This window comes from Faecalimonas canis, assembly GCF_054601575.1.
The window spans coordinates 55326-72569 of the sequence record NZ_BAAHSI010000003.1; the positions used below are offsets into that span (position 1 = coordinate 55326).

The following is a 17244-nucleotide window of genomic DNA, read 5'->3' on the forward strand; positions in this document are numbered from 1 at the left end:
AAAGATGAACAATGAAGAGATTTACATCTTATGCATGATGTTTGGTAATGAAACAGAAATACTTGGAGTTTTTACTGATAAAAAAGAATTGATAAAAGCATACGATAGGGTTGTTGCAGAAGATAGTCGGTGTTTAGGAAATCTTATTCCAGGGCGTCAAAGAGAGCCGGAATTACCTGTGTTATACAAGATTCCTCTAAATTGTTTTATTGGTAGCAAAGAAGAATGGTGTTCAGATCAAACATTTATTTTTTTAGATTGGATAGAACATTATGTGGTTGATATTAGGGAAGTGAGACAGCGTGTGCCTATAGCGGCATTTTATGGTGCAATTGTGTATTGTGATATAGATTTTGAGAACGGATCAATATACGAAGTGGAATATGAGACAGATAATGACCATTATCGAGGAATTATTGATCTTGATAAAGGATTCCAGGAAAATGATTTTGATAAATATGTAGATCCAGTTATGAGGGCTTGGTATGAGGATAATAAACATTTTCTCCAGCAAATCTGGGAAACGCGTGTATTGATAGATATTCCAAATTGGGAGGAATAGAATGCATTACGTTATCAGTGATATACATAATGACAATAGAAGGTTTTGCGAATTGTTAGAAAAAATACGATTTTCGGAGAGTGACCACTTATACATTTTAGGTGATGTATTTGACAGATCAAGCCATAATCCGAATCCTGTTGACTTATATTTTAATATAGAACGATTGGGAAAACGGTGTGATGTAATTAGGGGAAATCATGATCATTGGCTAGCAATGTACATCTTGGAATATTATGCTTTGCCAGAAAGAAAGAGAAGTAAGATTGCACCTTATTCATATAATTCCTTTCAGTTGTTGCAGGAACGTTTAACTCCTGTAGATTTACAAAACCTGGCAAATACTATTTTGTCATGGCCAGTGCAAAAGGCTGTGAAAGTAAAAGAAGAAAAGTATCTTTTGGCACATGCAATGACATCCGCACCGGGAGTAATTAAGGTGGAGGACTATTATTTGATGGGTACATCTTGGAATAATTTTTATCTGCACTATGGTATTGCCGGCTACATATCTGTATGCGGTCATACAAATATCGATGATGGTCGTATATGGAAAAATCGAAAAGAAAATTTATATATAATCGATTGTGGATGTGGATTCAGCAGTGGAAGATTGGGCTGCATGTGTCTAGAAACGAAGGAGGAGCTTTATGTTTGAGATGATTCCATCAAAGAATTATAGAAGATTTATGAAAAGCCAAGTAATTGAGTTTTCAGATTGGGATAAGGCAACTTTGATTTATAATCATAGGATTGCTTTATATGATGAAAAACTCCGGGCATTGTTGGAAATTCAGAAAAATACATCGGATGAATTCTTAAAGAAACAGATAGAAGAAAGATTGTCACGAGACAAAATGTATTATGAGAAATTTAAAGAAAATGACGGTAATGCATTTTACAGATTGTCCACAGGGTATGATGGCAGATACGATGAAGAGGGATGTTATCTTGATTTTAAAGCTGCATATGAAGATGGCTTGAAAGAAGGAAATTCATTCCGAATTAATAAGGAATTGCTTGAATGTAAGAAAAAAGCTGGAGACACGAATGGTGTATTTGGTGGTGTTGGATTCAGCCCGGAAGGATATAGGAATGATACCTTTTGGCTATATTCTGAAAATGAAGAGGATGCAATAGAACGTAAATAACCAACGTTTTGAAAATAGGTATGTGGACATGCCGCTGATGTTTAGGCGAAAGGACATTGTTCATCTTATTGGCACAGAACTTTATGGAATAGTAGATGGTCCTATAAATGATAAAGACGAATTACTATACAGAAATTGTGCCAAAAACGGAGATTATAGCGATTGGCAAGTAACTGTTAATTTGATTTATGACGGGCAAAAGTTCCTGTCGGTATTCAGTCATGATCATATTGCACCGGCAGACTTGGAATATGCAGAATTCGAAAATGGTGATCTACGCAAAGGAATGTTGGAATACATGGTAAAAACATTGTATGAAAGTTCTTGGCTCGGTGGAGGTGGACGAGATGTTGGAAGAATCCAGGCAATTCTTTCTGCACTGGAAACTGTATGGAGACAGTATCTAGATATGCGTTTAGGGCAGTTATTGATTAATGTTTGCGGGAAAACGGATTTGTTTGCAATTGAAGATGAAATAATACTGGAGCGTTTGCAGCACAATACGTTTCCGATAAGGGATTAATTGGAGGTAATTATAAATATTTTTCGGAAGGAGGACTGATGTATGGGTTTAGAAAGAAAAACATTTGCTTTGGAAGAACTGAATGACAATTTCTGGGGAAAAGCTATTCTAGTGAATATCCAAAATTCCACAGGAATGGGTGGCTGGGGATGTTTATGGATTATCACATCAGACGCAAGATGCTATTTTATCGGATTCGAAGGATTTCCGTATGACGAACGTAAGCTAGAAGAATTTGCACCATTGTTTAAGAAAAGCACTACTTATCAATATAGATTTGCAGCTGAAGAAGGTGGATGGTGGAAATACATCAGTAATAGGAAGATACTGATAAGAAAAGATTTTTACGATGCTTTTATGAAGATTTATGAGCAAGAAGATAGATGGGCGAGAGGTGGTTACCATTATGTGCATGTTCCGGATGTTGCGGCGCGAGCATTGGGTGTTGAAAAGTTGGAACGTTACGATCATAAGGTCACTGAGAGCATAGAGGATTCTTCTCCATTAAAATCAATTGATTGTGTAATTGATAATATAGATATGTTCCAATTTGTACGCGATTTTGTTAAGAAAGAAAAGGATGGTTTATATTATTGTGATGGACATTATGTGAAAAATAAAAAAGATGAAAGTCTGCCGGTAAAATTTTATGTATCAAACGCATATGAAGTGTTTTCGATGTTTGGCTCTTTGTGGGGTGGCTGGAATGATTGTCCAGAATGGAGAACAGTGGAAAGAAAATCCAAGGAATGGTATGAAAAGTACGGAGCCGAAATTATAAAAATATCCCATGATTCGTTAGAATTCAAGTGTTATAAAAAACTGGTTACAGAAGAGATTGAACAGTTAATGATAGAAATTGCTGAATTTGCACCGAATAGTTTGGATTTGGCTAATTATGAAACGATAACGGAGAAGCTAAGGAGAGAGGGAAGATTTGTTTTATGGTGGGATTAAGACGCAGAAAGGAAACATCAAATAACCTAAACGTTTCAAATATGACAACGATTGAATTAGCAGAAGTATGTCAAAATGAGAATTTTGTGGCTCTTGTAAGCCGGAATGGTGAGGATAACACAAGGTATGCTGCAGAACTATGTGAATATATCAATCAAATTAATTCGGGTGTTATTTTGTATTTTTCTTTAAAAGAAGAATCGAAAGACTTCAGAAGTGCGTTCCCTGAAGTGGTGGTTGAAATAGATGACACTCCAGCAGTATCAATCAAGGAATTGGAGAGTATAAAGTAAAAAACAGAAATCGAGTCTCTAAGATAAGTATGGTTGTTGTAGATCATTTATGTCTTATGACAACTCATAACACATGTCTATCCAGAAGGGTACAGAATGAAGAAATATTATCAAAATTAAAACAACTTTCAGTGCAGGAGAAAATATCTGTTTTGGCATTACTTCCAGTGTCAAGGTATGCACCGACCGACTATTCGATAAAGAAAGAATTAGAAACGTATTACGGAGATTTCATGTCTTGGGTGGACTTGGTTGTAGAAGTTGCTCCAGATATGATTGGTTGTAAAGATAGGATAAACTGTGTACATATCGAGAAAATGCCTATGTGTTATGCAGTGGATAATGATTAAGAAGGTTGGTGCAGCAGAAATGGATAAGACGATTTTCCATGTGCATGGTTATAGATGTAAGCATGCAGGTGATGAACGAGAAAATGAGTATATTCAAAAAGCTATTGAATTAGGAGCAAAAGAAATAGTGTTTACTGACCACGCACCATTTCCAGGAAATTCATTCAATTACAGAATGGAAATGGAAGAATTGAAAGAATATGTGGGTACATTGAAAGTCTTACAGCAGCAGTATAAAGGAATGATTGAAATTAAGGTTGGACTGGAAATCGAATATATACCAACATACATTGATTACTATAGAGAACTAAAAGAAAAATGGAAATTGGGTATTTTGCTTTTGGGGCAACACTTCTCCTTGCTTGCAGATGGTAGTTACACTTTTGATTTAGAGAATAAAAGTGATGAGGCACATTATTTGGCAGAAGGAATTGTAGCCGGTATGGAAAGTGGATTGTTTGACGTGGTTGCACATCCAGATCAGATATTTAGAAGAAAAAAACAATGGGATTTTGAATCGGTTGAACTTTCAAGACAAATTAAGGAATATGCTGAACACACAGGCGTTGTCTTAGAGAAGAATATCAGCAATATGTTCGAAAAAAAGAGAAAGCACCTTTATTGGCAGGAGTTCTGGAGGGCTTTGTCTGGTGAAATAAAAGTAATCTACGGCGTGGATGCACATTCTGTTGGAGAAATGGTAGAGAATTATAGAAAGCAGCAGATGCTTGCGAGTAGTCGAGGTATTTAATGAACAAAAATTTAAGGAAAAGAATGATTTTCACATACGATGATGAAGCGAAAGTATGGATTCCACAAGTACAAGGCGTTGAAGAATTAAATGGGATTATTTTGGAAGGAGTATCATTAGTTACTTTGGCACAAAGAATGGAATCAGCTATTAAGGAAATGATTGAACTTTTAGATATGGAATCAAATGATTTTCCTGTCTGAAAGAAAATGCAGGAATGTAACTAATTATATTTCGAGTTAAGTCGGAGGTAAAAACTTGAAAGATATTAATATCTGGAACAAAGAGGGGTTTCAAATGTGTGGATTGGGGGCTAAATGCAGATTATTAGCGACAATTAAGCATATTAAAAAATGTATCAAGTGGAGTTGGCAACGTGTTGTTCGTGGATATGCGGAGTGTGACAAATGGAGCATATACGATTATTTACAGATGCTTATTCCGGATATGCTGCAAGATTTAAGACAAAATCGTATGGGTTCGCCAAGCTGCTTTGGCGAGGATTATGTGAATTCTAAGGGGATATTAGTCAACGATACTTGCCATGAAGAATGGAATGGGATTTTAGATCGTATGATATTTCTTTGGAGAGAAGCAAAAGAAGAAACTTGCACTATGAAAAACCCATACGAAGAAGAATATATGAAAGCTTTTGTAGAATTTAAAGAAAAATACGGAACTTTCGGAGAAAAACTCCAAACAGAAGCTGAACGGAAAAGGACACGTGAAACTGGTTCAAGAAGAGTTCATTTTATGGATGAGCTACCAGCATATAAAGAAATTTATGATAAGTACCATGAGGAAGAGTCTAGAATAGAAAAATATCGTGAGAAATCACAAGGCGAGGCACTGGACATGTTGAAAGAATACTTTTATTATTTATGGGATTAGTGATTAAAAAAATGTGCGGAGGAGAAAATGACTTGAGTACATATGTAATGAGTGATCTTCATGGCAATTATAATGCATATATTAAGATGCTTGAAATCATAGATTTTAAGAATTCCGATATGCTTTATATTCTAGGCGATATCCTGGATCGTGGTCCCAACCCAATAAAAATTATCATAGACTTGATGAAAAGACCTAATGTTGAAATGATTGCAGGCAATCATTGTGTAATGGCCTGTGAGTGTTTTTCATTTTTGTTGCAGGAAATTACTGAAGAAACTGTAGAAAAAATGGACGAAGAGATGATTGAAAAGCTACTTAACTGGCAACAGAACGGTGCTGTTTCCACAACAGACGAGTTTCATAAATGTGATAAGAATACTCAACGCGAAATCGTAGATTTTATTTCAGATTTTGAAGTGTACGATGAGATTGAAGTGGCAGGAAATACATTTGTTTTGGTGCATGCCGGGTTGGGGAATTTTGAACCGGATAAAGAATTGTGGGAATATGAGTTGGACGAGCTTGTATGGAAACGACCAGATTATGAAAGCAAGTATTTTGATGACAAGTACGTAATTACAGGACACACACCAACGATGCTGATTGAAAATAATCCAAGACCTGGATTTATTTATCAAGCCAATAACCATATTGCCATCGATTGTGGCTGTAGTTTCCCTGGTGGAAGACTTGGGTGCTTACGTTTGGAGGATATGAAAGAATTTTATGTAGAGGGAGATGATGAGTAAATGCATTTTTACATAACAGGAGATACGCATCGAGATTTTGAGCGTATCGAACAGTTCTGTGAAGAAAATGGAACAACGGTTGATGATGTGATGATTATTCTGGGTGATGCAGGCATCAATTATTATTGTGGTGGTTCTGACTGTGACGTAAAAGCACATTTGTCTAGATTGAATATTACATTATTTTGTGTTCATGGGAATCATGAAGAAAGACCTTGGCTTGCGGCAGACTATGATGAATTGGTTTAGAACGAAGGTATCGTATATGTGGAAGAACAGTATCCCAATATTTTGTTTGCAAAAGATGGCGAGATTTATAATTTCCACGGAAAAAAAGTAATGCCACTTGGAGGAGCATATAGCGTAGATAAGTATTACCGCTTAAGGCATGGATTACAATGGTTTGAATCTGAACAGCCGGATGAGGACATAAAGGCTTATGTGGAGGCGCAGCTTGATAAAGTGAATTGGTCAATAGATGTTGTACTTTCCCACACTGTTCCGATTGAGGCAGAACCTGTATGGGCATTTACTCCTGGATTAGACCAGTCAACAGTAGATAAGTCCACGGAGAAATGGTTGCAGCATATACATGATAATTTGGATTTTTCTGAGTGGTATGCGGGACATTACCATGTGGAAAGTGAAGAATGTGGATACGAATCATGTTTGAAGATTACGATGAAATCTGCGAGGAAGAATAATGGCAAAGATAAAGAAAATAATCAATATCGAAGATTCAGTGGGAAAACATTGAGATATTAATCGTGCTTTGAGTTGGAACGGGTATCCAGATGCAGACTTAGCAACCAATGCGGAAATTGGAATAGCAATGATTGAAAAGGCTATTGCAGAGGGAGAACCGTATGATCTTCTTATAACAGATATGCATTTTTCTTTTAACGGTGTAGATGATACGAAAGCAGGATTCTATGTAATTGAAGAATTAAAAAGGAAAGAGATTCAGATACCGATTATTGTATGTTCTTCTATAAATTATAATATTCCGGAAATTGCAGGATGCGTATTTTATAACAGAAGCAGAGATTTAAGTTGGGACTTCAGAGAGGTTTTGAGCAAGTTGAGGTGATTATATGCGGCTATGTTCATCTTGTTGGGAATACAGATGCAAATGTGGTGAAATGCACTATGTTGAAATTGATGACGAGATGGTGGAAATAATCATTGGTTTAAATCATAAAGGTTATATTACTAGAAACTGTTGTGCCGGACATATAAAAGGAAGAAATCAACCGATAACAACATATGTACAGTTTCAGAAAACATATCCTTTTGACAGTATACCGTCAGGATTTTTCTTAGAAGAACAGGAAACGGATGACGGAATTGTAAATAATGTGATTCGAACAGTACCATTCCAAGGAAACAGAAAAGATGGTTTCTATGCGGAAGTGGGTGGTTTGATTTTAAATCAGGAAGCATTGGAAGACAATAGAAAGGCATATATTAATGAACTGAAAGAATGGAGTTATAATTTGGAGAATATAGGGAAGGTGGTTTGATGAATTACTACATTTCAGATATGCACTTGGGTCATAAAAACGTGTTGAAGTTTGATAGTAGACCGTTTGAAAGTGTGGAAGAAATGAACGAAACTCTTATTGCAAACTGGAATGCAAAAGTAACAGATGAAGATGATGTTTGGATTCTTGGTGATTTTTGTTATCGTTCAGATAAGGATCTATCATTTTATTTGAAACAACTAAAAGGGAGAAAACATTTAATTATCGGAAATCACGATAAGGCAACGGTCAAGAGCGTGTCTGCATTAAAATATTTTGAAAGCGTTGAGCGATTACAACACATAAAGGACCGAGATTATAATGTGATTGTGTGTCACTTCCCATTAGCTACATGGAATGCAATACGCAGAGGCTCTTATCATGTCTATGGACATATTCATAGCGATAGAAATGATGTTTTTGAATTTATGAAAACAAGAGAGCGTGCATTGAATGCGGGCTGTATGATTAATAATTATGAGCCAGTAACAATAGAAGAATTGATAGAAAACAATAAAAGATTTCAAGAGATAGAATAAAGCTGGATGCAGGAAAAGGTTTCTTTTCTTACAACCAGCTTTAAGTTCTTTTTACGAATTCCACTACATCGGAGATATCGCATTCAAGCATATCGCAGATGTCATGGAGTGTATTTAAGGTTATGCTATTATTTTTGCGTAAGGTATCGAGTGTACCGGTGCTGAAATTGTATTCGTGAATCAGTTGGTACTGTGTGATGCCTTTCTTTTCTAGGGTTCTCCAAAAAGGAGCGTAGCTAATCATCAATCTCACTTCCATTCGATTTGTTCTACTTAGTATTATAGGAAAAATATTGAAATATAACGTTGCCGAAAATCCGGCTACAAAATATAATGAAGATAAGCAACGGAGAGGGGTGAAAACGATGAAAAAATGTATGTTAGGATTTGGAGCATTTCTTATAATTTTTATAGCGGTATGTTGGAGAAACAATACGATTGTTTATGGAGAACCAGATGTAAAAAACAGTATGTCTTTTAACAGAGAACAACATCTTACTGTAATAGCATATAGGAACAAAATAGAAGATAAAGAAGCGTTTGCTGAAGAACTAATACAAATGTGCAAGGATAATTCTTTTAAGACAATAAAGTTTTCTACGGACCGTGGATATGCAACGGGCATTTATATGAATGTGTATTTGACTGAAAAGGATTGGAAAAACGGGAAAAAGGTAATGGAAGTAGAATACACACAAGGGCCAGGCAAGTTAGAATATGATATTATTAATAATCCGGAAGAGTTTGAACTAATTGTAAAATAAAATATTAAGATTTATGAGTAACCTGTGGGGAGACCTGCAGGTTTATTTTTTTTGAAAAATTTTTATAAAACCGTCCTTTTGACCGTCCCCAACTGGCTACCTCATAGAAGGTAACAAAACGATAAGCCTTCAGAAAAGAGGTAAAGACGATGAAACATAACTTGAAAATCAGTGTTTCAAAAGTTCCACAGACGGGCGGAGTCATTACTTGTCGCAACGTGACTATTAGGGAAAGATTCCTTCGTTTGCTGTTCGGAAGAAAGCAGAAGGTAACTATCTTAATTCCGGGTGACAGTATCGATGAAGTATCCATCTGTGAGTCAGAAGGAGGTGTGAAAGATTGAATAAGGTAAAGCTGATTGTTGACGTAGCACAGCGAGTGCTGAAAGTGGTCGAAGACCTTCGTTCTTTATCTGACAGTGTCCAAGTGGTATGTAATACCGTACTGGAAGGTCTGTCAGAAGAACCAAAGGCAAAAATCCTTCCGGAAAATAAAGCAGAATCTGTCATTTCCCTTGAAAAGGTGCGTGGGGTTCTCGCAGGAAAAAGTCAGGCAGGGTATTCAGCAGAAGTCAGAGCAATCGTATCAAAGTACGGTGCAAGTAAACTTAGTGACATAGATCCTAAGGACTATGCTGCAGTATTGAAAGATGCGGAGGTAATCGGAAATGAGTAATCATGCAATTTTATCCGCATCGGGTTCACACAGATGGCTGAACTGTACACCATCGGCAAGACTTGAACTGGAATTTGAATCCCAGACTTCAGAGGCAGCCAAGGAAGGTACAGCGGCACACGCCCTTTGTGAACACAAATTAAAGAAACCGTATAAATAGCAACTACTTTTAACAGATAAAAGCAATTTATATCGTAGAATTGTTCTGTAAATATTCTTCGAATTTTGTGCGGATTATCAGATAACGATTACCACTAACCAATGCGAAAACACCCATGTTTTCTTCTGCTAATCTACGCATCTTTTTAATTCCTATATTAAAATAAACTGCCGCCTCCTTTATCGAAAGCGTATACTTTTCACCTAATGGCAATTCATACATCTGCTACACCCCCAAATCTATCTTTGATATAACACTCATGACTACAATATTTTCTCTTGGAATTTCCATACACCGTAAAGACCTTTTCACATACAGGACAAACATACTCATAGATTGCCTTACGTTTCACTTGGTCGAGATGTGTATTCCACCATTTATTTCTACAACTATCAGAACAAAATCTTTTATGTTTCTTACCTTTAGTCTGAACAATGCTTTTTCCACATTGCTCACAAACCGAATTTGAAATCCTATTTTGCAAATCATCACTACAAAGATTATTTCTTCATCTGTATCACAGAGTTAGGATTCGTCAGACTTCTTTCAGATGGCGGATACCATCAACAACCATCATACCGACAGATGCAATCAAGAATCCCATCGTAGAACCGAAACAAACAACAAGCATAAAGTTCTGTACCTCTGTCATGGTGTATTCCTCCTTATGCTAAGAAGTCATCATCTGCTACTGTACCGAAGTCATCTGTTGCAGATGTTTTGCCACCAAGAGATTCACCATCACGGATCTTCTGAATATTACCAAGACCACAAGCAATACCTTTATTTCCGTTTGAGTTGAATGCATAGAAGTTAAGAGAAACTCTCGCATAACAACCGGAATACACTTCTCCTCTGTCAAGGATAGGTTTTACTGCATGGTCAACAATCTGTGGAGCTGTTGTGCTGTTTGCGTTGATAAAGTAATCTGTGCCTTTGGCATCAGTTCCTCTTCTGCCCAAGCTTTCAGCTGTTCTACCGGAATCGTCCAGGTACTGATGTTTTCTCTTCTTGGCTGAAAGATGGTCATGGATACATCCTTGATGTCATAAAGAGCATCGTAAATTCCAAGGGCACCAAGTGCATATAACATCATCTGTGGATTTTCTTCCGATTCGACTAACACTCCAAGGCCATACTTAAAATCTATGATATGGAGTGTGTCATCTGAAATAATGATACAGTCTCCTGTGCCAAAGCCATCTGGTACATAGCAGGAAAAGTCGAGTCTCTGCTCAATAAGAATGATGGGGTCTTTGCAACATCTCTTGGCCTCTTCATACTGTTCGATTACATACTCTGCGTAAGCATCTGTGCATTCTTCCATCTCATCGCAGTTATAATCCGATACCGGACGTCTACTGCGTTTCTTAAGAGCTTTAGAGTGATTAATAGACTACCAAAAAAGGAGGTGACAAAAATGGGTAAACCATCATTAGCGGATAAGGACTTTTTGACTGTCATTGAGACGGCAGAATTCTACGGTCTTAGTAGGAGAAAGCTGTTCCGCCTTGTAGAAGAAAAGAATCTTCCTTTTCTAGCAATGTACGGTACACGTAAGTTAATTATTAAAGCAGAGTTTGTTAAGTACTTAAACAAACCAGGAATAAAGGAGGGGTTAGCGAATGGCAAGCCAAGGACAAAGAAGAGACAGGAAACATAGAATTCTGCATACTGGAGAGTCAGTAAGAGCGAACGGAAAATACCAATATAAATATATTGAGGATGGTAAACCAAAGTTTTTATACAGTTGGAGATTAGTTCCGACGGATCCACAGCCAGTAGGTAAACAACCATGTCTTTCATTGAGAGAACTGGAAAAAATGGTAAGGCAGGATATAGATTCTAAACTGGACCCGTTAGGGAGAAAGATGACGGTCAATGAATTAATTGAACGTTACCTGCAGACTAGAACAGGGGTCAAACCTAACACACTTACCAATTACAGTTATGTAAAAAACTTAATGGCAAAAGAGCCATTTGGCAGCAGAAAAATTGCAGAGGTCAAAACGTCTGATGCTAAACTGTTTCTTATCAAGATGCAGCAAGATGGAAGAGGTTCAAGTACGATAAAAACAGTACGTGGTGTTTTAAGACCCGCCTTTCAGATGGCAGTAGATGATGACATTCTTGTGAAGAATCCATTCGGATTTCAGCTTGCTGGTGTTATTATTAATACTGAGCATACAAGAGAGGCAATAACGAAGGAACAGATGAAGCAGTTCCTGAAGTTCGTGCATGATGACAATGTTTACCACAAGTACTACGAAGTGTTTTACATTTTGTTTCATACAGGACTTCGTATTTCGGAATTTTGTGGTCTTACAATTAAAGACATTGATATGCAGAATCGCATCATAAATATTGACCATCAATTACAAAGAACGAACCATATGGAGTATCATATCGAATCTACAAAAACGAATGCAGGAACAAGAAAACTTCCAATGACAGATGATGTGTATGAAATGTTTAAAACAATTCTTGCCAACCGTCCGAAAGATTTACCGGAAATTATGGTTGGAGGCTATATTGGATTTCTTTTCCGAGATAAAAAGGGTATGCCGGAGGTGGCATTACATTGGGAACAACGTTTTAAACACGCTGTTAATAGATACAATAGTATTTTCAAAGTACAGATGCCGAAGATTTCACCTCATGTATGTAGGCATACCTACTGCAGCAACCAGGCAAAAGCGGGGATGAATCCAAAGACGTTGCAGTATTTGATGGGGCATTCGGAAATTGGTGTTACGATGAATACCTATACACATCTTGGCTTGGATGACGCGAAGAATGAAATGATTCGTATGGAAGAGTTAAATCAAGCGCGAAAAGAAATTGATAAAACAGAAGGAAAGAAACCAATGAGACAGAATATGTTCAAAGTGGTTTAAGATAAGCAGCGGACGCTCAGGGGAAACCTTGAGCGTTATTTTGTGCTTGGGAATTGTGCAGGAACGAGAAAAATAGTATAATTGATGCAGATTAGAAGTTAGTTACTTTTGATGGTAATGATTCGTTTTTTAGCAAACAGGAGGAATGATTTTGTTACAGACTCTGTACATATTTGGCAATGGCTTTGATATAGCGCATGGAATTAAAACGCCATATGCTGCTTTTAGAGAATTTTTAAAAGAGAACCATGAGTCATTTTTGACTACTTTTGAAAGTATGTATTATATTCAACCATTAGATGATACAGAGCCTTGGTATACGAAAGAGGCTCAAGAAAGATGGGATAAGAGAGTCATAGATGATTTGTGGTGGAGTTTTGAAGAGAGAATTGGACATCCGGATGTGGAAGGAATGTATGATTCTGCATATTCAATGGTAGATACAATGCCGGCAGAAGGTGTTATTGATACTATGGATGTATATTGGAGAGAACAGTATGGATTTGTTGATAAACTTCAGATGTATGTTCTAGAATGGCTACAAACTATTGATACATCAAAGGTTACATGCAAAAAAGATAATCTTATTAATAATAAAAACGACTTGTTTATGAGCTTTAATTATACGGACACTCTTGAAAGTGCTTATGGTATTAGTTATGTATTCCACCCACATGGGGGAGTTCCGTCATGTTGTGATATAGCGCCTATTATGGGACATGGAAATAAGTATATTATTGACTCATATCGTAGGAAAGCAAAAGAGGCGCAGGAGGAATATGTTTAGTGGTATGAAAGCATCTGTAATGCAACAGCCGATTTTTGCGAGTCAATGTATAAAGATACTGATGCAATAATAAGTGAAAACGATGACTTTTTTTCTGCCTTGTGGAATGTAAATCAGGTTGTGTGCTTGGGATTGTCTTTTGGAGATGTTGATGTTCCTTACCTTGATAGAATCCAGTATGAAGTTCGTCCAGAAACAAAATGGATGGTTTACTATCATAGTGAAGATGACCTTAAGCGCTTGAAAAGCGTTTTCGGAATTACAGGTATTTCAAGGAAGTTTGAAGTATATTTCCTAAAAAGTGATAACTTTTGGGATAGGTGAAAGTAGGTGATTTCTTTGAAATTAATAGATAAAATAAAAACGCTAATAGCTATGCATCAGGAAGGTCCTTACTGGGATTTCAAGAGAGAATGGTATGGTGATAATAAGGACGGTGATATGCTTATTGATATCATTTGTATGGCCAATAACTTGGTGGATAGAGATGCTTATATTATTATTGGTGTCGATGAAGAACGAGATTATACCATTCAAGATATTACACAGGACACTAATCGTAGGAATACGCAGATGCTCACGGATTTTATTAGAGGCAAGAAATTTGCGGGTGATTTTCGACCAGTTGTGACTGTAGAGCAGGTGCAATTGGCTAATGGGCTAGTAGATGTTATTGTGGTTCATAATAGCACAAATACTCCTTATTTCTTAAAAGAGAAGTATAAGGGGATATTTGCTAATAATATCTATGTAAGACTTCAGGACAGTAATACGCCGTCTGATAAATCAGCAGATTTTCATCATGTTGAATATCTTTGGAAGAAGAGATTTGGAATGTTGCTTTCACCAATTGAAAAAGTGAAATTATATCTGAAGCACCCTGAACACTGGGAAAACAGTCCATCAAGCGAAGATAAGAAATACTATAAGTATGCTCCAGAATTTACGATTGACCATACCTATGAGCCCGAAGATGGAAGGACTGGTTATGAGTATTATCTGTTTGCGCAAACTGATCCAAGACCTCATTGGAGCGAAATAAGAATTTGCTATCATCAGACTGTTCTTGCAGAACTCGGTGGTGTGATTCTTGATGGTGGTAGGTATTTTACAGCAACGCCAGATAGGGATGGTATATCACTTACAGAATATCATCACTGGGATGTGCCATATCGTTATATGATAAAAGGAAAGCTGAATCACCTAGTTCATGAATTTTATTATGTAGATGATGGCGATGAGGCGCGACATGCTCATAATGAATATGAAGATTGTATTTTGATTTTTGATAATGAGACTGAACATCAGAAATTCAGAATTTATGTCAGAAATAATTGGAATAGAAAAGAAGAATTTGCAAATGATATTTGGATTCCTTATATGGAGGAACTGCCAGGTTATAATATGGATGCATTTCGTGAAGAATATAGAACTATGCAGATTCTTAGAAGAATGTTGGAAGAGTTTAGAAGGAGCAATAAAGAAAACGAGAGTTGAGGGACTATGGATATTAGGATCTCAATCTTTTGCACCCCCTTCGCTTTTCTATCGTTAAAAGGTTCAAAAACTTCGGTAGTCTGCACCCCCTAAACAGACTACTACTTGACTACTATCGACTACTACACAAGGCATCAATTTGCCCCATTTTGCAATTTTGGTTACATTATTTATAATAGTGGAGAATAATAAAAATGCCGAAAAAGTGCGTAAAATAGGGCAAAACGAGGCATTTCAGGAGGAAAAATATAATGATAAAAATACTATTCATCTGCCACGGCACTCTTTGAAGAACTCCTTAAAAAGTCAGTAAAATCAATACTTGGAAGGTATTTGTGTGGAAGAAATAACCCGAAAATAACCCATAGATTTTTGTGTGAGTGTTACAAGATAAATAATTATAATTTAGGGATGTGACATGATGAGAATGAAAGCTGTAAGAATTCTAATAGTGGAATCTTACAGCTTTTTTTATAAATAAATTTGAAAGTAAAATCTTTACAATTTGGTATAGCGTGTTTTAAATGTAAAAAAGCAGATAGTTCTTTACATATAGATGTAACAAAAGAGGCGTTTTTGTGAAGGTTGTTTATGAGGTGAGGTAAGAGTCTTTAGTGGGGGTAAAATCTTTACATGTAATATCCTGTGTTCAAAAGGTAGGATTTAAGCGAAAAAAGCATCGTGACCATGAGGAAATATAAAAGTAAAAAGTATTCTATGATAAAGTATAAAGGCTTAGAGGAGAATGTCTCTTCTAAGTTTTTTTAATAAGAAAGCAGTTTGGGCGTTTGCTTTTGAAGTTATAATAAGTGTAGTAAAACTTACACCAGATGGAACAGGATACCGTACTAAGATGATATTTGTTAAAGAGAAACTATTGATGGATAGAATGTCGGATATTCAGTTACGATTTTTCAATATAGGGTGAGAAAGTTTTTTTGATGAAGTGTAATAATATGTGGTTATATGCTTTGTAGAAAAATCCGTAGGAATTAAAATTTTTTGTTTTGTGGAAAGATTATAATTATGATATACTGAAAGAAAATGATAAATTAGAATTTAGAAAGCTGATAAAAATAGGAAATCAGGATTTGAAGGAGAAATTAAGATGGAAGAAAAAGAATTATTGCAGGCATTGGCTGTAGCAGAGAGGTTGAAAGATACGACTAGACATTGTTATACATCGAAAGGACGTCAGGAAAGTGTTGCTGAACATAGTTGGATGATGACTCTCATGGCATTTTTTATGAAAAATGAATTTCCAGATGCCGATATAAATAAAATTATCCAAATGTGTATTATACATGATCTAGGGGAATGTTTTACGGGTGATATTCCTACATTTAGAAAAACAAAAGAACATGAAGATACAGAAGAACATCTGCTGAATGCCTGGATAGATACATTGCCGGAAGCAACTAAAAAGGAAATGAAAGACTTGTATAAGGAAATGGCAGAAAAGCAGACAATCGAAGCCAAAATCTATAAAGCAATTGATAGCCTGGAGGCGTTGATCCAACATAATTTTTCTGATATTTCGACATGGTCTGAAAATGAGTTTGAATTAAATTTAACCTATGCGGATGACAGAGTGGGCTTTTCCCAATGCTTGTCTGATTTGAGGGAACAAATTAGACAAGATACTATGAAGAAGATTTCCAAGTGCTGATATTTTAAATTAGAATTTGTGGAGGGGATATTTTGAGAACATACAAGGATAAAGAGGAATTAAAAGATGAGATAAATAAAAGCTTTGAAAAGTATATCTCTGAATTTGATAATATTCCTGAATCTTTAAAAGATAAGAGAATAATCGAAGTAGATAGAACTCCGGCAGAAAATCTTGCTTATCAAGTTGGATGGACGACATTAGTTTTGAAATGGGAAGATGATGAGAAACATGGAATTGAAGTGAAAACACCATCAGATATGTTTAAGTGGAATCAGTTAGGCGATTTATATCAATGGTTTACAGATACTTACTCACATTTTTCATTATCAGAATTGAAAGATAGATTAAAAGAAAATATTACATCTATCCATACAATGATTGACTCAATGAGTGAGGAAGAACTATTTCAACCACATATGAGAAAGTGGGCCGATGATGCTACAAAAGCAGCGGTATGGGAAGTTTACAAGTTCATTCACGTTAATACTGTTGCTCCTTT

At 36.2% G+C, this 17244-nt stretch carries 28 protein-coding genes and 3 pseudogenes; 27 read left to right on the forward strand and 4 right to left on the reverse strand.

The genetic code is table 11. The features are described 5' to 3' along the window. The first annotated feature begins 4 nt into the window (after nt 1–4). Genes ACYPXO_RS00600 through ACYPXO_RS00675 form a run of 16 tightly spaced genes read left to right on the forward strand, consistent with a single transcriptional unit; the run spans nt 5 to nt 8292 of the window. Nucleotides 5–562, forward strand: a complete 558-nt coding sequence (locus ACYPXO_RS00600; RefSeq protein WP_459638813.1) for a hypothetical protein — start codon at nt 5–7, stop codon at nt 560–562. A gap of 1 nt (nt 563) precedes the next feature. Next, the gene (locus ACYPXO_RS00605; protein WP_412403080.1) at nt 564–1220 is read left to right on the forward strand and encodes a metallophosphoesterase; all 657 of its coding nucleotides are present in this window, start codon (nt 564–566) and stop codon (nt 1218–1220) included. Beyond that, nucleotides 1213–1713: a hypothetical protein gene (locus tag ACYPXO_RS00610; protein ID WP_009247319.1), complete on the forward strand. Its 501-nt coding sequence runs from the start codon at nt 1213–1215 to the stop codon at nt 1711–1713. The genes ACYPXO_RS00605 and ACYPXO_RS00610 overlap by 8 nt, the downstream gene beginning before the upstream one ends. A 37-nt stretch (nt 1714–1750) precedes the next feature. Next, a complete protein-coding gene (locus ACYPXO_RS00615; protein WP_459638814.1) occupies nt 1751–2236 on the forward strand; it encodes a hypothetical protein in 486 nt (161 codons plus the stop codon). A gap of 42 nt (nt 2237–2278) precedes the next feature. Beyond that, nucleotides 2279–3193 (forward strand): DUF4253 domain-containing protein, encoded by a 915-nt coding sequence (locus ACYPXO_RS00620; protein ID WP_459638815.1) that lies wholly within the window; start codon nt 2279–2281, stop codon nt 3191–3193. After that, a complete protein-coding gene (locus ACYPXO_RS00625) occupies nt 3181–3486 on the forward strand; it encodes a hypothetical protein (protein WP_459638816.1) in 306 nt (101 codons plus the stop codon). Before ACYPXO_RS00620 ends, ACYPXO_RS00625 begins: the two co-directional genes overlap by 13 nt. 29 nt (nt 3487–3515) lie before the next feature. Next, nucleotides 3516–3836 carry a hypothetical protein gene (locus ACYPXO_RS00630; RefSeq protein WP_459638817.1) on the forward strand — a complete coding sequence of 107 codons (321 nt, stop codon included), beginning with the start codon at nt 3516–3518 and terminating at the stop codon, nt 3834–3836. Then, nucleotides 3829–4587 (forward strand): histidinol-phosphatase, encoded by a 759-nt coding sequence (locus ACYPXO_RS00635; RefSeq protein WP_459638818.1) that lies wholly within the window; start codon nt 3829–3831, stop codon nt 4585–4587. Before ACYPXO_RS00630 ends, ACYPXO_RS00635 begins: the two co-directional genes overlap by 8 nt. Further along, entirely contained in the window at nt 4587–4790 is a 204-nt protein-coding gene (locus ACYPXO_RS00640; protein ID WP_459638819.1) for a DUF1902 domain-containing protein, read from the forward strand. The genes ACYPXO_RS00635 and ACYPXO_RS00640 overlap by 1 nt, the downstream gene beginning before the upstream one ends. Before the next feature lie 55 nt (nt 4791–4845). Next, nucleotides 4846–5478: a hypothetical protein gene (locus tag ACYPXO_RS00645; RefSeq protein WP_459638820.1), complete on the forward strand. Its 633-nt coding sequence runs from the start codon at nt 4846–4848 to the stop codon at nt 5476–5478. A 32-nt stretch (nt 5479–5510) separates the two neighbouring features. Further along, complete coding sequence (locus ACYPXO_RS00650) at nt 5511–6230, forward strand: fructose-bisphosphatase class III (RefSeq protein ID WP_459638821.1); 720 nt, start codon at nt 5511–5513, stop codon at nt 6228–6230. Continuing rightward, nucleotides 6231–6479 carry a metallophosphoesterase gene (locus ACYPXO_RS00655; RefSeq protein ID WP_459638822.1) on the forward strand — a complete coding sequence of 83 codons (249 nt, stop codon included), beginning with the start codon at nt 6231–6233 and terminating at the stop codon, nt 6477–6479. It abuts the gene before it with no gap. Between the two features lie 18 nt (nt 6480–6497). Continuing rightward, the gene (locus ACYPXO_RS00660; RefSeq protein ID WP_459638823.1) at nt 6498–6995 is read left to right on the forward strand and encodes a hypothetical protein; all 498 of its coding nucleotides are present in this window, start codon (nt 6498–6500) and stop codon (nt 6993–6995) included. Between the two features lie 7 nt (nt 6996–7002). Continuing rightward, the gene (locus tag ACYPXO_RS00665; protein ID WP_459638824.1) at nt 7003–7320 is read left to right on the forward strand and encodes a hypothetical protein; all 318 of its coding nucleotides are present in this window, start codon (nt 7003–7005) and stop codon (nt 7318–7320) included. Between the two features lie 4 nt (nt 7321–7324). After that, nucleotides 7325–7753, forward strand: coding sequence for a hypothetical protein (locus ACYPXO_RS00670; RefSeq protein WP_459638825.1), 429 nt, complete (start codon nt 7325–7327; stop codon nt 7751–7753). Beyond that, entirely contained in the window at nt 7753–8292 is a 540-nt protein-coding gene (locus ACYPXO_RS00675; RefSeq protein WP_459638826.1) for a hydrolase, read from the forward strand. The genes ACYPXO_RS00670 and ACYPXO_RS00675 overlap by 1 nt, the downstream gene beginning before the upstream one ends. Nucleotides 8293–8332: 40 nt before the next feature. Here the strand turns inward: ACYPXO_RS00675 and ACYPXO_RS00680 are convergent, their stop codons facing one another. Beyond that, nucleotides 8333–8551, reverse strand: a complete 219-nt coding sequence (locus tag ACYPXO_RS00680; RefSeq protein WP_412403083.1) for a helix-turn-helix domain-containing protein — start codon at nt 8549–8551, stop codon at nt 8333–8335. A gap of 106 nt (nt 8552–8657) precedes the next feature. On the opposite strand from ACYPXO_RS00680, the gene ACYPXO_RS00685 reads away from it, so the two are divergent. From ACYPXO_RS00685 to ACYPXO_RS00700, 4 genes and pseudogenes are all read left to right on the forward strand, one after another. Next, nucleotides 8658–9056, forward strand: coding sequence for a hypothetical protein (locus ACYPXO_RS00685; RefSeq protein WP_459638827.1), 399 nt, complete (start codon nt 8658–8660; stop codon nt 9054–9056). 149 nt (nt 9057–9205) lie between these two features. Then, nucleotides 9206–9400 (forward strand): hypothetical protein, encoded by a 195-nt coding sequence (locus ACYPXO_RS00690; protein WP_412403085.1) that lies wholly within the window; start codon nt 9206–9208, stop codon nt 9398–9400. Beyond that, nucleotides 9397–9732, forward strand: coding sequence for an rRNA biogenesis protein rrp5 (locus ACYPXO_RS00695; protein WP_459638828.1), 336 nt, complete (start codon nt 9397–9399; stop codon nt 9730–9732). The genes ACYPXO_RS00690 and ACYPXO_RS00695 overlap by 4 nt, the downstream gene beginning before the upstream one ends. Then, nucleotides 9725–9880: pseudogene (locus ACYPXO_RS00700) on the forward strand (DUF2800 domain-containing protein); the annotation flags it as partial. The gene ACYPXO_RS00695 and the pseudogene ACYPXO_RS00700, both read left to right, overlap by 8 nt. Nucleotides 9881–9919: 39 nt before the next feature. Here ACYPXO_RS00700 and ACYPXO_RS00705 read toward each other — a convergent pair. The 3 genes and pseudogenes from ACYPXO_RS00705 to ACYPXO_RS00715 form a co-directional block, all read right to left on the reverse strand. After that, nucleotides 9920–10114, reverse strand: a complete 195-nt coding sequence (locus ACYPXO_RS00705) for an excisionase (RefSeq protein ID WP_459638829.1) — start codon at nt 10112–10114, stop codon at nt 9920–9922. Nucleotides 10115–10557: 443 nt separating this feature from the next. Beyond that, nucleotides 10558–10848, reverse strand: a pseudogene (locus ACYPXO_RS00710) (DUF2815 family protein); the annotation flags it as partial. After that, complete coding sequence (locus tag ACYPXO_RS00715) at nt 10764–11219, reverse strand: DUF2800 domain-containing protein (protein WP_459638830.1); 456 nt, start codon at nt 11217–11219, stop codon at nt 10764–10766. The pseudogene ACYPXO_RS00710 and the gene ACYPXO_RS00715, both read right to left, overlap by 85 nt. A 93-nt stretch (nt 11220–11312) precedes the next feature. Between ACYPXO_RS00715 and ACYPXO_RS00720 the strand changes: the two genes are divergently transcribed. The 7 genes and pseudogenes from ACYPXO_RS00720 to ACYPXO_RS00750 all read left to right on the forward strand — a co-directional run. Then, nucleotides 11313–11555: a helix-turn-helix domain-containing protein gene (locus tag ACYPXO_RS00720; RefSeq protein WP_009247299.1), complete on the forward strand. Its 243-nt coding sequence runs from the start codon at nt 11313–11315 to the stop codon at nt 11553–11555. Continuing rightward, entirely contained in the window at nt 11518–12789 is a 1272-nt protein-coding gene (locus ACYPXO_RS00725) for a tyrosine-type recombinase/integrase (RefSeq protein ID WP_459638831.1), read from the forward strand. The genes ACYPXO_RS00720 and ACYPXO_RS00725 overlap by 38 nt, the downstream gene beginning before the upstream one ends. Nucleotides 12790–12940: 151 nt before the next feature. After that, nucleotides 12941–13900 (forward strand): annotated as a pseudogene (locus ACYPXO_RS00730) (bacteriophage abortive infection AbiH family protein). A 6-nt stretch (nt 13901–13906) separates the two neighbouring features. Continuing rightward, complete coding sequence (locus ACYPXO_RS00735; protein ID WP_459638832.1) at nt 13907–15073, forward strand: AlbA family DNA-binding domain-containing protein; 1167 nt, start codon at nt 13907–13909, stop codon at nt 15071–15073. A 745-nt stretch (nt 15074–15818) separates the two neighbouring features. Then, nucleotides 15819–16001, forward strand: a complete 183-nt coding sequence (locus ACYPXO_RS00740; RefSeq protein WP_054337916.1) for a hypothetical protein — start codon at nt 15819–15821, stop codon at nt 15999–16001. A gap of 180 nt (nt 16002–16181) precedes the next feature. Further along, the gene (locus tag ACYPXO_RS00745; protein WP_016439142.1) at nt 16182–16742 is read left to right on the forward strand and encodes an HD domain-containing protein; all 561 of its coding nucleotides are present in this window, start codon (nt 16182–16184) and stop codon (nt 16740–16742) included. Nucleotides 16743–16774: 32 nt separating this feature from the next. Further along, nucleotides 16775–17244 (forward strand): ClbS/DfsB family four-helix bundle protein (locus tag ACYPXO_RS00750; RefSeq protein WP_459638833.1); only part of this gene is annotated, 470 nt, incomplete at its 3' end.

Excerpts from the sequence above, each read along its gene's own strand:
- ACYPXO_RS00600 (WP_459638813.1), top strand. The coding sequence starts at position 5 with ATGAACAATGAAGAGATTTACATCTTATGCATGATGTTTGGTAATGAA.
- ACYPXO_RS00605 (WP_412403080.1), top strand. The coding sequence starts at position 564 with ATGCATTACGTTATCAGTGATATACATAATGACAATAGAAGGTTTTGC.
- ACYPXO_RS00610 (WP_009247319.1), top strand. The coding sequence starts at position 1,213 with ATGTTTGAGATGATTCCATCAAAGAATTATAGAAGATTTATGAAAAGC.
- ACYPXO_RS00615 (WP_459638814.1), top strand. The coding sequence starts at position 1,751 with ATGTTTAGGCGAAAGGACATTGTTCATCTTATTGGCACAGAACTTTAT.
- ACYPXO_RS00620 (WP_459638815.1), top strand. The coding sequence starts at position 2,279 with ATGGGTTTAGAAAGAAAAACATTTGCTTTGGAAGAACTGAATGACAAT.
- ACYPXO_RS00625 (WP_459638816.1), top strand. The coding sequence starts at position 3,181 with ATGGTGGGATTAAGACGCAGAAAGGAAACATCAAATAACCTAAACGTT.
- ACYPXO_RS00630 (WP_459638817.1), top strand. The coding sequence starts at position 3,516 with ATGGTTGTTGTAGATCATTTATGTCTTATGACAACTCATAACACATGT.
- ACYPXO_RS00635 (WP_459638818.1), top strand. The coding sequence starts at position 3,829 with ATGATTAAGAAGGTTGGTGCAGCAGAAATGGATAAGACGATTTTCCAT.
- ACYPXO_RS00640 (WP_459638819.1), top strand. The coding sequence starts at position 4,587 with ATGAACAAAAATTTAAGGAAAAGAATGATTTTCACATACGATGATGAA.
- ACYPXO_RS00655 (WP_459638822.1), top strand. The coding sequence starts at position 6,231 with ATGCATTTTTACATAACAGGAGATACGCATCGAGATTTTGAGCGTATC.
- ACYPXO_RS00670 (WP_459638825.1), top strand. The coding sequence starts at position 7,325 with ATGCGGCTATGTTCATCTTGTTGGGAATACAGATGCAAATGTGGTGAA.
- ACYPXO_RS00675 (WP_459638826.1), top strand. The coding sequence starts at position 7,753 with ATGAATTACTACATTTCAGATATGCACTTGGGTCATAAAAACGTGTTG.
- ACYPXO_RS00680 (WP_412403083.1), bottom strand. The coding sequence starts at position 8,551 with ATGGAAGTGAGATTGATGATTAGCTACGCTCCTTTTTGGAGAACCCTA.
- ACYPXO_RS00685 (WP_459638827.1), top strand. The coding sequence starts at position 8,658 with ATGAAAAAATGTATGTTAGGATTTGGAGCATTTCTTATAATTTTTATA.
- ACYPXO_RS00690 (WP_412403085.1), top strand. The coding sequence starts at position 9,206 with ATGAAACATAACTTGAAAATCAGTGTTTCAAAAGTTCCACAGACGGGC.
- ACYPXO_RS00705 (WP_459638829.1), bottom strand. The coding sequence starts at position 10,114 with ATGTATGAATTGCCATTAGGTGAAAAGTATACGCTTTCGATAAAGGAG.
- ACYPXO_RS00715 (WP_459638830.1), bottom strand. The coding sequence starts at position 11,219 with ATGGAAGAATGCACAGATGCTTACGCAGAGTATGTAATCGAACAGTAT.
- ACYPXO_RS00720 (WP_009247299.1), top strand. The coding sequence starts at position 11,313 with ATGGGTAAACCATCATTAGCGGATAAGGACTTTTTGACTGTCATTGAG.
- ACYPXO_RS00725 (WP_459638831.1), top strand. The coding sequence starts at position 11,518 with ATGGCAAGCCAAGGACAAAGAAGAGACAGGAAACATAGAATTCTGCAT.
- ACYPXO_RS00740 (WP_054337916.1), top strand. The coding sequence starts at position 15,819 with ATGTCTCTTCTAAGTTTTTTTAATAAGAAAGCAGTTTGGGCGTTTGCT.
- ACYPXO_RS00745 (WP_016439142.1), top strand. The coding sequence starts at position 16,182 with ATGGAAGAAAAAGAATTATTGCAGGCATTGGCTGTAGCAGAGAGGTTG.